The organism is Metabacillus sp. SLBN-84, from assembly GCF_053629595.1.
The window spans coordinates 2,326,994-2,339,265 of record NZ_JBRJIP010000001.1 but is presented as its reverse complement, the minus strand read 5'-3'; the positions used below and the strand labels follow the sequence as shown (position 1 = coordinate 2,339,265).

Below are 12,272 nucleotides of genomic sequence, written 5' to 3'. Positions count from 1 at the left end.
TGAATAGGATGGGGAAAATAGTCCGCCTAGACGATTCACTGTCAAATAAAATTGCTGCCGGTGAAGTAGTAGAGCGTCCGGCTTCTGTCGTAAAAGAACTGGCAGAAAACAGCATAGATGCCGGAAGCACTGTGATTGAAATTCACGTGGAAGAAGCCGGCCTTGCAAAAATCCGCATTATCGACAATGGGGAAGGCATTCAGCCCGAAGACTGCCTTAATGCTTTTCACAGACATGCGACAAGCAAAATCAAAGATGAGAATGACCTGTTCCGCATCAGAACACTTGGTTTCCGGGGAGAAGCCCTTCCAAGTATCGCGTCCGTATCGCATATTGAGCTTAAAACAAGCACAGGTGACGGAGCGGGAACTCGAATGGTTCTAAAAGGCGGAAAAGTGGAAGTGCACGAATCAGCCTCAAGCAGAAAAGGCAGCGACCTCACCGTCTCGAATCTGTTTTTCAATACACCTGCACGGCTTAAATATGTAAAGACGGTTCATACAGAGCTCGGGAATATAACAGATGTTGTGAACCGGCTGGCGCTGTCCAATCCAAATGTATCGTTTAAGCTGACTCATAACGGGAAACAGCTGCTTCATACGAGCGGCAACGGGGACGTGCGCCAGGTCATTGCAGGCATATACGGCCTTCCGATTGCCAAAAAGATGATTCCAATCCACCTGCAGTCACTTGATTTTGAAGTAAAAGGTTTTATCTCTCTTCCGGAAATAACAAGAGCTTCAAGAAACTACATTTCTACGATTGTTAATGGCAGATTCATCAAGAATTATCCGCTGGTAAAAGCGATTCAGCAGGGGTATCATACGCTTTTGCCGATTGGACGCTTCCCTGTCGTTTTTCTTGAAATACAAATGGATCCGATACTTGTGGATGTTAATGTGCATCCTGCCAAGATGGAAGTGCGCCTCAGCAAGGAAGCTGAATTGAATGAACTGATAACAAGCGGAATCAAACAAGCATTTTCAAAAAAACAGCTGATACCGGATGCCGCACTGCCGAAGCGAAAAGAAAAAGCACCGGAAGAACAGCAAAGCTTTACATTCAGCCACGTCAAAAAAGACGAACCCATTTTACCGGTGAGGAAGACAGAATCACAGGCCGTCGCCTTTCAAGTAAAGGAGGATTTTCCTATTGCCGCGGGAGAGGAAGCAGACTATTCCTCTGAAGCTGCTGATGAAACTCTGACGATAACAGAGGAAGCAGCAGTGGAGAAGGAGTACACAGACCGGGGCGCAGATTATTCAAGCACTGAATCCCTTATTCCGGTCCTTTATCCAATCGGCCAAATGCACGGCACATATATCCTCGCCCAAAATGAGAACGGACTCTATATAATTGATCAGCATGCTGCACAGGAACGGATTAATTATGAATATTATAAAGAAAAAGTGGGACAGGTCGCTTCAGAAGTCCAGGAGCTCCTCGTTCCCATCACGCTGCATTACTCGGCGGATGAAGCAGTCATTTTGACAGAGAAAATGCCTGAACTTGCCCAGGTCGGAATTTTTCTGGAGCCTTTTGGAGGAAACAGCTTTATCGTCCGTTCACACCCTCAGTGGTTTCCAAAAGGAGAAGAAGGAAGCATCATTGAAGAAATGATACAGGAAGTCCTTGATCATCGGCAGGCAGACGTTAAAAAAATCAGAGAAGAAGCGGCCATCATGATGAGCTGCAAAGCAGCGATAAAAGCAAACCATCATCTCCGCCAGGATGAAATATTTGCGCTGCTTGAAACCCTGAGAAAAACGGCAGATCCCTTTACATGTCCCCACGGCAGACCCATTATCATTCATCATTCCATTTATGAAATGGAAAAGATGTTTAAGCGCATTATGTGAAACAAGCCCCGCACTGATCTGTGCGGGGCTTGTTTTCGTCATTAGAACCTATCTGCAAAAAATCCTGAAGAATCACTTTTGTCCAGCAGAATCCCAAAAAAGAAACCGGCATAAATAATAGCTGAAAATCCGCAGTATTCCGTTACTGGGTCTGTTTTAGGCATGGAAGAGCAAATCATCATTTTCTATCCCCCTCATTGTTACGATCTCGGTGGCAGCCACTTATCCAGAAATTCAGGCAGCTGACCTTCTGAAATGGTTACCCCCGTGTGTCCTTTTTTACTTAACATAAACGTCTTATCCTTGCTTGCAGCATGTTCCATGATGGAACTGCTCTGTCTGACTGACACAAGCTGGTCACTTTCTCCGGAGATCACAAGAAGATTGCAGGAGATGTTTTTAAGCTCAGCTTTTTTGTTTTTGATTGTGAGCTCTCCGCTGATCAAACTGTTTTCTTTAACTAATTTTAAAACCACGTCTTTTACAAAAGCACCCGGCATCGGGAGATAAGAATTCGCCCATTTATTAAACCTCATCCATTTCTGCATATAGGCTTCATCATCTGTTTTCCCTAAAAGAGCGAGGTAGGGTGTAAAGTATACGGGAGATGTAAGCAGCCTCATGCCGGCTTTTACACGGGCTGCAGAGATTAAAGTATTCCATTCCATCATCTGTTCAATATCAGTCTCATCCGCAGCTCTTAATGCAGTCAGCCATTTATCATAAAGGTGGGTTTCTTCAAAATCCACGGGAGCAGTGTAAAGGATCAGGTTCTTTATCTTTAGGTCTGTTACAGCAGCGAATATCGCCGCAAGAGTGCCTCCTAAACAATAGCCTATGACCGTCAAACTCTCTGCCCGGGAGTGAAGTAGCGTTCTTTTTGCTGCTTTTTGAATATACTTCGCAACATAATCCTCCAGCGTGTCATCTTTATCTTCATAACCGGGTTCTCCAAACTCAAGCAAGTAAACGTCAAAACCGGCTTGGATGAAAGAGGCAATCACGCTCTTTCCAGGAAAAAGGTCCAGAATATCCGGACTGTTTACAGGAGAATAAATGAGAAAAAGAGGAGTTTGATAGTTTCTCACCGCAGGAGGATAATGCCACAGAGTGATTTTATTTAACTGCCATACAGGGGTTTTGCTCAAGCCTGTCGGACTGATATGAGTCACTTTAAGCAGAGCTCCTCTCTATTTTTTTTTGTTTTTCGCGACTAAATTTCTCATTTCATCAAGTTTTGAATCGATCTCCAGAAGTTTCTCTTCAATGGAATCGATTTTTTCTTCTGTTCTAACGACGAGTTTGGATGTATTTGCTGTATCTTCATTGCCGGGAATTTTTTGTGCAGGAATCAGGATGCCGAATAATTTCTGCAGATCAGGGTTTTTTTGAGTGTTTGCGAGAATTCGGGTTAAATCCGTGTTATTAAGTTTTGCCTTTATGGTCTGATTGAGGTTTGACTCTAACTGAAAGCCTGCCTTTTTAACCAAGTCACTCAGTTGCAGGTTTTTCTTTTTTTGCATTTGATTTCCTCCTTCCCTTAATCGTAATGAGAAAATACAGGTGAAGCCACCTGTATTTTCAATGCTGCAGAGAAAGGCAGATTCTCTTTGTTGCTGAATCTTATTAATAGAGTATGTTCGACAAAAAATATAGATTGGGTTAATAAATCATGATTTTCGCCAATTTTTAAGGAATAAAGACATAAACGTTCAGCAGAAAAAATCGAAAAATGTGTTTTTGCAGGAGGTTATTTCCCCATACAGATAATCCTGCTGAGAATATGATGGAGTAAACAGGAAGGAGAGATGGTCATGATCAACCGTAAAACAACGGATCTGTTTGTCAAAATGCTTCTCGACAAATATGGATTGGAAACTAAGCTGAAAGCTATTCCGGAGGATAAGAAAAAACCTCTTAGAGACATGGTCACTGAATTAAATGGTCAAGTTGAGGATTTCCTCAATAATTTAAAATCCAAAACTGAGAAAGGGGGGAAATAATATGGGAAGAAACAGAGTAATTATGTCTAATTGCCGCCATGAAGAAGAAGTTGCAGGCGAAATGGACATGAGTATGGGCGGAAGCGGCCTTGGATCTGCAAATGGCGTATCTGAGAGAGCAAGACAATCTGTTCGCGCAGGCCAAAGATCATCTGAGAGAATCAGCATTGTCGATTCTACAGATGTAAACGTATTGACAATTGATGTTCAGGCTGCAATTGCACTTCAAGCTGCTATTCAGGCTGCCATCGTACTCATTGTCAGACTTTCTTTCGCTGATGATATTGAGCGGGCTGATCAGTTCAGTGAAGAGTTATTCCAGTTTGCAAGCATTGATCAAGTAAATGAGCAGGAAATTCTCATCAAAGATTCTCACAACGTTAACGTTGGAGCGCTTGATCTTGATCTTGTTATTACAATTCAGCTGTTAATTCAAGTCTTGGCAGCTCTTGCACTAACCCTGGATATTCTGTAACTCTATGAGTTAGAAGAGGTGTCCCAATTATTGGGGCACCTTTTTAATTCTTGTATTTTGCTGTCCAAAACATCAGCGAGATATCCATTTATATGACTGAGCATAGGATACATAGATAATTTGAACATCTGGCGGTGAAAATTTTGAATGAAATCAATCGTATTGTAAATGGTGATTTTGGAACAGGTTCTTTTAATCCGTGGATAGTTTTGAATGCGGAGATTGTCCCATTAGCTGGGGGGATTACTGGATATGCTGCTGCATTAGACGGAAGTTTATATAATTCTTTTATCTATCAATTGGTTTCTGTTAATCAGGGGGAACAATTTACTTTTAAGGCTGAGCTGGTCAAGTCAAGCCCGATGCCAAGCGGATTAATTACGGTATCTGTAAATTATTATGATAAAAATCTTGCGTTTCTTGGATACGGACTTCTTGAATCAATCAATGACAGTTTTTTTGACTCTTATGCAGAATCGGATGAGGCGAGGATCGTTATGGATGTCGATGCTGTTCCTGAAAATGCAGCCATTGCACTTGTTCTTATAAATTCTTTACCTGGACAAATCGTTTCTGACATATATGTTCTGAATGTCTCTCTTCTGTATAGAGAACAGCCTGTCAGTGGTCCAACAGGTCCGACAGGTCCAAAGGGGCCGTCTGGAGAAGCCGGTCCTCAAGGTGTGACAGGTCCAACCGGAGCTACAGGTCCAACTGGATTACAGGGACCACAAGGGATTACAGGTCCAACCGGAGCTACTGGTGCTGCAGGAGCAACAGGAATTACAGGATCTCAGGGCATACCGGGTCCAACGGGATTGACAGGAGCAGCAGGTATCCGGGGTCCACAAGGGATTACAGGACCTCAAGGCATACCGGGTCAGACTGGCGTTGCTGGTGTTAATGGAGCAACCGGCTCAACAGGAACTCAGGGGCCACGAGGAATTACGGGTCCAACAGGAAGTCAGGGACTGCAAGGAATAATGGGTCCAACCGGATCTCAGGGAATAACAGGTGTTCAAGGTCCAACCGGATTGACGGGAGCAACAGGTATCCAGGGTTCACAAGGGATTACAGGACCAACCGGAGCTGCTGGTGCTACAGGAGCAACCGGATCAACTGGAATTACAGGAGTTCAGGGCATACCGGGTCCGACAGGTGTTCAAGGTCCAATTGGATTGACAGGAGCAACCGGAATACAGGGCCCACAAGGGATTACAGGTCCAACCGGGGCTACTGGTGCTGCAGGATCAACAGGAATTACAGGAGCGCAGGGCATTTGGGGTCCAACTGGTGTTCAAGGTCCAACCGGATTGACGGGAGCAACAGGTATCCAGGGCCCACAAGGGATAACAGGTCCAACCGGTGCTGCTGGTGCTGCAGGAGCAACAGGATTAACAGGAGCAACTGGTATTCAGGGACCGCAAGGAATAACGGGTCCAACCGGATTTCAGGGAATAACAGGTCCTCAGGGTATTCAGGGAATAACTGGTGTTCAAGGTCCAAACGGATTGACAGGAGCAACAGGAATACAGGGACCACAAGGGATAACAGGTCCAACCGGAGCTGCTGGTGCTGCTGGAGCAACCGGATCAACAGGAATTACAGGAGTTCAGGGCATACGAGGTCCAACTGGTGCTCAAGGTCCAATCGGATTGGCGGGAGAAACAGGTATCCAGGGCCCACTAGGCATTACAGGTCCAACTGGAGCTACTGGAGCTGCTGGAACTACAGGATCAACAGGATTAACAGGAATTACAGGACCGCAGGGCATACCGGGTCCAACTGGTGCTCAAGGTCCAACGGGATTCACGGGTGCATCAGGAATTCAGGGACTACAAGGGATTACTGGTCCAACCGGAGCTACTGGTGCTTCAGGAGCAATCGGATCAACAGGAATTACAGGAGTTCAGGGCATAACTGGTCCGACTGGTGCTCAAGGACCAACCGGATTGACAGGAGCAATAGGAATACAGGGACTACAAGGGATTACTGGTCCAACCGGAGCTGCTGGTGCTTCAGGAGCAACCGGATCAACAGGACCGCAGGGTATACTGGGACCAACTGGTGCTCAAGGACCAATCGGATTGACAGGAGCAACAGGTATCCAGGGGCCACAAGGAATTACGGGTCCAACAGGATTGACAGGAGCAACCGGAATACAGGGACCACAAGGGATTACAGGTCCAACCGGGGCTACTGGTGCTGCAGGATCAACAGGATTAACAGGAATTACAGGACCGCAGGGCATACCGGGTCCGACAGGTGTTCAAGGTCCATTAGGATTGACAGGAGCAACGGGTATTAAGGGACCACAAGGAATAACGGGTCCAACCGGATTTCAGGGAATAACAGGTCCTCAGGGTATTCAGGGAATAACTGGTGTTCAAGGTCCAATCGGATTGACGGGAGCAACAGGTATCCAGGGACCACAAGGAATTATAGGATCTCAAGGCATACCGGGTCCAACTGGCGTTGCCGGTGTTACTGGAGCAACCGGATCAACAGGAATTACAGGACCGCAGGGCATACCGGGTCCAACTGGTGTTAAAGGTCCAACGGGATCCACGGGTGCATCAGGAATACAGGGACTACAGGGGATTACAGGTCCAACCGGAGCTGCAGGAGCAACCGGATCAACAGGAATTACAGGAGTTCAGGGCATACCGGGTCCAACGGGTATTCAAGGCCCAACCGGTTTGACAGGGGCATCAGGAATACAGGGACCACAAGGGATTACAGGTCCAACCGGAGCTACAGGTGCTGCAGGATCAACAGGAATTACAGGAACGCAAGGCATACCGGGTCCAACTGGTGTTCAAGGTCCAACGGGACCCACGGGTGCATCAGGAATACAGGGGATTACAGGTCCAACCGGAGCTGCAGGAGCTACCGGATCAACAGGAATTACAGGAGCGCAGGGCATACCGGGTCCAACTGGTATTCAAGGCCCAACCGGTTTGACAGGTGCATCAGGAATTCAGGGCCCACAAGGGATTACAGGTCCAACCGGAGCTACTGGTGCTGCAGGAGCTACCGGATCAACAGGAATTACAGGATCTCAAGGAATACCGGGTCCGACTGGTGCTCAAGGTCCAGCTGGATTGGCGGGAGAAACAGGAATACAGGGCCCAACCGGTGTTCAGGGTCCAACTGGTGCAACTGGACCAGACGGAGTTTCTATATCACAGACATCCAGTTCTGCAGCAAATACTTCGGGTTCTTCTATTTCTGTCATACTGTTGGGTTCCCTTGTTCCGCTGTCTTCTAAAAATCTTTCAAATGAAGTCAGTGCAAACGGAGCCAACACCATTTTCACTGTATTGCCTGCCGGCAGATATTATTTAACATTTTCAGTCAGATTATCTGCTTCTCTGCTTTTGGGTGTAAGGCTGCTGATAAATGGATCCGCTGTTGATGAACTTGACTGCAGGCCTTCACTTGCCGCTTCATTTTTTAATGCAGGTTTTATTTTCGATTTGCCAGCAGGAACCGCATTAAGTCTTCAGATGTACGGTTTGCTGGGAACGGCTGTTCTCCAGACGGGTGCAGGTGCTTCTATGACGATATTGAGAATTGGATAAACTACAATAAGAAGACCGGACAAAAAGAGTCCGGTCTTCTTACTAATGGTTACTAATCAAACTGGCTGCAGCTGCTCCCATACTTAATAACATCATAAATTGATCTGCCATCAGACGAATGCGTCTCTGAATATTTAAATGGCAGAAGCGAAAAGAAAACAAAGTAAACAGAAAAATAGACAAATTGATAAAAGAAGATGTGTGGATTCAGCAGCCCTGCATGAATCATAGAATTTACGATAATGATGGAGGCCAGGTTAAAAATGGATCCTCCTGCATATACAAGGACGTGTGTCCACTTGCTTTCCCATCTCAATCGTTCGTACTGGCAAAAAGAGTCCAAAAAGTAGTATTGATTAATTTGCAGCTTTCCTACTCTGAGCAAAGATTTCCCTCTCCCTAACGTAAAAAAGGCCTTTCCTCCAAATATCCAAACAAAGACAAAGTGCCCAAGCTGATGAATGAAGGCAACGATGGGCAGAACAAAGAAGAAAGCCCAGAAGAAAGTGATCATATCCTCCAGCTGAAACAACGGGCATGCCCCTCTCAATTTAGAACTATTCTCTAATTTCCCTGTTTTGCTTTGTTAAAACGGCAATTTGTGATATTTATGCTCCTTTGCTGCCTTACTTTCATACGTTGATAAAAAGCTTGAAAGGAAGCTGCTTTATGAAGGAAATGAATTTTCGGGAGCCTCTGCCAGTTCCCCATGCTCACTTTTATCAGGGCGTGACAGAGGAACAGGAAGGTCACACGCATGCACTGCTTGGATTTTCAAAACCGATCAACGGTACATCATTTGACAGGCATTACCACTATGTAGAAGGGGTTACGACGTTTGACAACAATCATTATCACCGCTTTTATGTTAAAACCGGACCGCCAATTCCCATGCTTGACGGCACTCACTATCATCTGTTTTATGGAAAGACTTACAGAAACTACACAGAAGGAGAGCCGACTCAGTTTGGAGGGGTTGTATACTCTCCGCAGCAGAAACAGGTTCATCAGCATTTGTTCAGCGGAAGAACAAGCGGACCAATCGGATATTAATCCATCAAGGCCGTTTGAGCATGCTGATATCTGGAAATAATAAACTGGTATTCACTGATTTAAAGTGATAAGATGTTGAAAAGCGGATATAAAGCAAGAAAGTGTGATTACAGGTTGAAGAAAGAAAAACTGCTCGTGATAATTGGACCGACTTCAGTCGGGAAAACAAACTTGAGCATACAGCTGGCCAAAAAGCTGAATGGTGAAATCATAAGCGGGGACAGTATGCAGATCTACCGCGGGATGAATATTGGGACGGCAAAAGCCACTCCTGAAGAAATGGATGGAGTGCGCCATCACCTGATTGATATTAAAAATCCTGATGAGTCATTTTCTTCGGCTGAATTTCAGGAATTAGCCCGTCCTCTTATTACCGATATTCACTCAAGAGGCAAGTTTCCAATCATTGCCGGCGGGACAGGCATGTATATTCAGTCTGTTATCTATGATTATCAGTTTACAGAACAGGCAGCAGATCCTGAGTACAGGAAGATGCTTGAAGAAGAAGCTGCAGCCATGGGCAATGAATTTATACACAAGAAATTGTCAGATGCAGATCCGGAATCAGCTCAAAGAATTCATCCGAATAACGTGAGGAGAGTCATCAGGGCTCTTGAAATCTTCCGCTGCACTGGCAAAACGATGACAGAGTTTTTAAACGAACAGGAGAAGGTGCTGCTCTACGACCTTGTCATTGTCGGGTTAACGATGGAACGAAGCGAGCTCTACGAACGTATTGATCACAGAGTTGATCTTATGATGGAGCAGGGGCTGCTTGCTGAGGCAAAACAGCTGCATGAAAATGGGATCCGTGACTGTCAGTCTGTCCAGGCCATCGGCTATAAAGAACTTTACGCCTATTTAGACGGCAAGTCTTCTTTAGATGATGCAGTGGATCAGCTGAAACAGAACTCCCGCCGCTATGCGAAGCGCCAGCTTACATGGTTCCGCAACAAAATGGACGTGGAATGGTTTGATGTAAGCAGCCCGCATGATGCAAATGACAGATTCAATGAAATTTTCACTTATATAGCAGGAAAGCTTCAATTAAGCTAGAATACATAAAACATAGAGAAAAGAGGAGGACGAAACATGAAACAGACAGTCAATATCCAAGACCAATTTTTAAACTCAATGCGCAAAGAAAGTACATTTGTTACGGTGTACCTTCTGAACGGATTTCAGCTCAGAGGCCTTGTTAAAGGATTTGACAACTTTACAGTCCTGCTGGAAACAGAAGGCAAGCAGCAGCTGATTTTCAAACATGCGATTTCAACGTTTGCGCCTCAGAAACATGTTTCCCTTGAAATAGAATAGACAGTCAAAATCAGCCTTCATATGCGGAGGCTGATTTTTTATTTGTCTTTTCCCTGAAGTCTGCTGATGATCAGGAATTGGAATTATTTCTCGGGAAAGCGCAGATTCCATCAATATTCAGCAATATTTTCTCCGCGGAAAAATAATTTCATCTTTTAGATAGGCATTTGTCACGATTTTGCCCCTAGCAACGTATAGTAATAAAAGAATGTGAGGTGAACATCTTTGGATCAAGCAGTCACATTTAAAAACAACGGGCAAATTAATGTGATTCTTAGCGGCCAGAAAAAGGTCTATCATGAGCGAATCAGCGAAACAGCCACATATGAACTGAAAATTCCCAAAACAGAACCGCAGCATGCCATATTAAATGAAATTGAAGCAGAGCTGAATACGCTTGTAGGCATGGATGAACTGAAGCGGATGATTAAAGAAATTTATGCATGGATTTTTATTAATAAAAAGCGGGAAGAACAGGGGCTGAAAGCGGGGAAGCAGTCTCTTCATATGATGTTCAAAGGAAATCCCGGCACAGGGAAAACAACAGTGGCCAGATTGATCGGGAAATTATTTTTCCAGATGAATGTGCTCTCAAAAGGCCATTTGATTGAAGCGGAACGCGCAGATCTTGTGGGAGAATACATTGGACATACCGCACAGAAAACACGGGACCTGATTAAAAAATCTCTCGGAGGCATTCTTTTTATAGATGAAGCTTATTCTCTTGCCCGCGGGGGAGAAAAGGATTTTGGGAAAGAAGCCATTGACACTCTCGTTAAGCATATGGAAGATAAACAGCATGAATTTGTTCTTATACTAGCGGGCTATTCCAAGGAGATGGATCATTTTCTATCATTAAATCCCGGCCTGCATTCGAGATTTCCGCTCGTGGTAGATTTTCCGGATTATTCAGTTGAACAGCTGATGGAAATTTCAAAGCGCATGATGAAGGAAAGAGAATATTCATTCAGCAAAGAGGCTGAAATGAAATTCCGTGAGCATCTGAATGACATGAAAACAAACCTTGCCCCATCAAAATTTTCAAATGGCAGGTATGTCAGAAATATCATTGAAAAATCCATCCGCTCCCAGGCAATGAGACTTCTTACAGCCAATCAATTGGGGCGGGACGAACTTGTCACGATCTTGAGTCAGGATCTGGTGATTAAGGAATAAGCAAATGTACGAAAAAAGCCGCGGCTGCGGCTTTTTCTAATGGTGGATGGAGCGGTTTGGAAGCTGCCATTTGTTTGTATAAGAGAGAACTCTGCAAACAACGAGCAGAATAAACAGTGTATAAAGCTGAATAGGTGATTGGGCGAGATCAAATCCGATAATAAGACCAGCAAGGACAGCCCACACTGCATAAATTTCTGATTTTAACACAAGCGGTTTTCTTCCTGCCAGCAAATCCCGGACGATTCCGCCGCCGCTTCCTGTGAGTACAGCAGCCACAACAACCGCACTGATCGGATGATTCATCTCTGCAGCATACAGCGCTCCTTGAATAGCGAATGCCGAAAGTCCGATCGCATCGGTGAAATTTCCCCACTTCTGCCAGTGTTTAAGCAGGTTATTGGGGAATAAAAAGACGGTCGTCATGGCAACAAGCGCTATTTGAAAGAGCGTCCCCTGTTCCCATAAAGCCGAAACCGGCACGCCAATGAGAAGATTTCTGATGGCTCCTCCTCCAAATGCAGTGACAATGCCAAGAATATACACCCCGAGAATATCATATTCCTCTTCCATCGCAACAATGGCGCCGCTCACTGCAAAAGCAATCGTGCCGATGATGCTTAATACTTCCCACGTCATATATGTATCCCCTTTTTCGCAAATGTCAACTATCATCAATTTCAATTACAGGGCTGCGGGAAAGCAGCCGTCTTGATTTTATATGCGTATCCGGTTTAATGCAATCCTTTTCTTTTAAAGTAGTCTTCGAAAGGTTCCTATGTGCGTAAAATCGTAAAGCATTAGT

The 12,272-nt window shown here is 44.9% G+C and carries 12 protein-coding genes; 8 read left to right on the top strand and 4 right to left on the bottom strand.

Features of this window, described 5'->3' with window-relative positions:
* The first annotated feature begins 8 nt into the window (after positions 1–8).
* Positions 9–1,859, top strand: coding sequence for a DNA mismatch repair endonuclease MutL (gene mutL / locus RKD52_RS11990; RefSeq protein ID WP_454099914.1), 1,851 nt, complete (start codon positions 9–11; stop codon positions 1,857–1,859).
* A 200-nt stretch (positions 1,860–2,059) separates the two neighbouring features.
* Here the strand turns inward: mutL and RKD52_RS11985 are convergent, their stop codons facing one another.
* Together RKD52_RS11985 and RKD52_RS11980 are read right to left on the bottom strand one after the other, a co-directional pair.
* Positions 2,060–3,031, bottom strand: coding sequence for an alpha/beta fold hydrolase (locus tag RKD52_RS11985; protein ID WP_454099913.1), 972 nt, complete (start codon positions 3,029–3,031; stop codon positions 2,060–2,062).
* Positions 3,032–3,049: 18 nt separating this feature from the next.
* Positions 3,050–3,382, bottom strand: a complete 333-nt coding sequence (locus RKD52_RS11980; protein ID WP_454099912.1) for a hypothetical protein — start codon at positions 3,380–3,382, stop codon at positions 3,050–3,052.
* A gap of 291 nt (positions 3,383–3,673) precedes the next feature.
* Between RKD52_RS11980 and RKD52_RS11975 the strand changes: the two genes are divergently transcribed.
* The 3 genes from RKD52_RS11975 (at position 3,674) to RKD52_RS11965 (ending at position 7,921) form a co-directional block, all read left to right on the top strand.
* Entirely contained in the window at positions 3,674–3,862 is a 189-nt protein-coding gene (locus RKD52_RS11975; protein WP_369733173.1) for a hypothetical protein, read from the top strand.
* Between the two features lies 1 nt (position 3,863).
* A complete protein-coding gene (locus RKD52_RS11970) occupies positions 3,864–4,337 on the top strand; it encodes a spore coat protein (RefSeq protein WP_369733174.1) in 474 nt (157 codons plus the stop codon).
* 143 nt (positions 4,338–4,480) lie between these two features.
* Complete coding sequence (locus tag RKD52_RS11965; protein ID WP_454099911.1) at positions 4,481–7,921, top strand: NTTRR-F1 domain; 3,441 nt, start codon at positions 4,481–4,483, stop codon at positions 7,919–7,921.
* A 52-nt stretch (positions 7,922–7,973) separates the two neighbouring features.
* On the opposite strand, the gene RKD52_RS11960 is transcribed toward RKD52_RS11965, so the two are convergent.
* Positions 7,974–8,453, bottom strand: coding sequence for a hypothetical protein (locus tag RKD52_RS11960; protein WP_454099910.1), 480 nt, complete (start codon positions 8,451–8,453; stop codon positions 7,974–7,976).
* A 137-nt stretch (positions 8,454–8,590) separates the two neighbouring features.
* Here RKD52_RS11960 and RKD52_RS11955 point away from each other — a divergent pair, with 137 nt between their 5' ends.
* From RKD52_RS11955 to spoVK, 4 genes are all read left to right on the top strand, one after another.
* A complete protein-coding gene (locus RKD52_RS11955) occupies positions 8,591–8,974 on the top strand; it encodes a YmaF family protein (protein ID WP_454099909.1) in 384 nt (127 codons plus the stop codon).
* Positions 8,975–9,088: 114 nt separating this feature from the next.
* Positions 9,089–10,030 (top strand): tRNA (adenosine(37)-N6)-dimethylallyltransferase MiaA, encoded by a 942-nt coding sequence (gene miaA / locus RKD52_RS11950; RefSeq protein WP_454099908.1) that lies wholly within the window; start codon positions 9,089–9,091, stop codon positions 10,028–10,030.
* A 36-nt stretch (positions 10,031–10,066) separates the two neighbouring features.
* A complete protein-coding gene (hfq, locus tag RKD52_RS11945; RefSeq protein ID WP_029281151.1) occupies positions 10,067–10,291 on the top strand; it encodes an RNA chaperone Hfq in 225 nt (74 codons plus the stop codon).
* A gap of 225 nt (positions 10,292–10,516) precedes the next feature.
* Positions 10,517–11,467: a stage V sporulation protein K gene (gene spoVK / locus RKD52_RS11940; protein ID WP_369733178.1), complete on the top strand. Its 951-nt coding sequence runs from the start codon at positions 10,517–10,519 to the stop codon at positions 11,465–11,467.
* Between the two features lie 36 nt (positions 11,468–11,503).
* Here the strand turns inward: spoVK and RKD52_RS11935 are convergent, their stop codons facing one another.
* Positions 11,504–12,106, bottom strand: coding sequence for a trimeric intracellular cation channel family protein (locus RKD52_RS11935; RefSeq protein WP_454099907.1), 603 nt, complete (start codon positions 12,104–12,106; stop codon positions 11,504–11,506).
* Between the last annotated feature and the right edge of the window lie 166 nt (positions 12,107–12,272).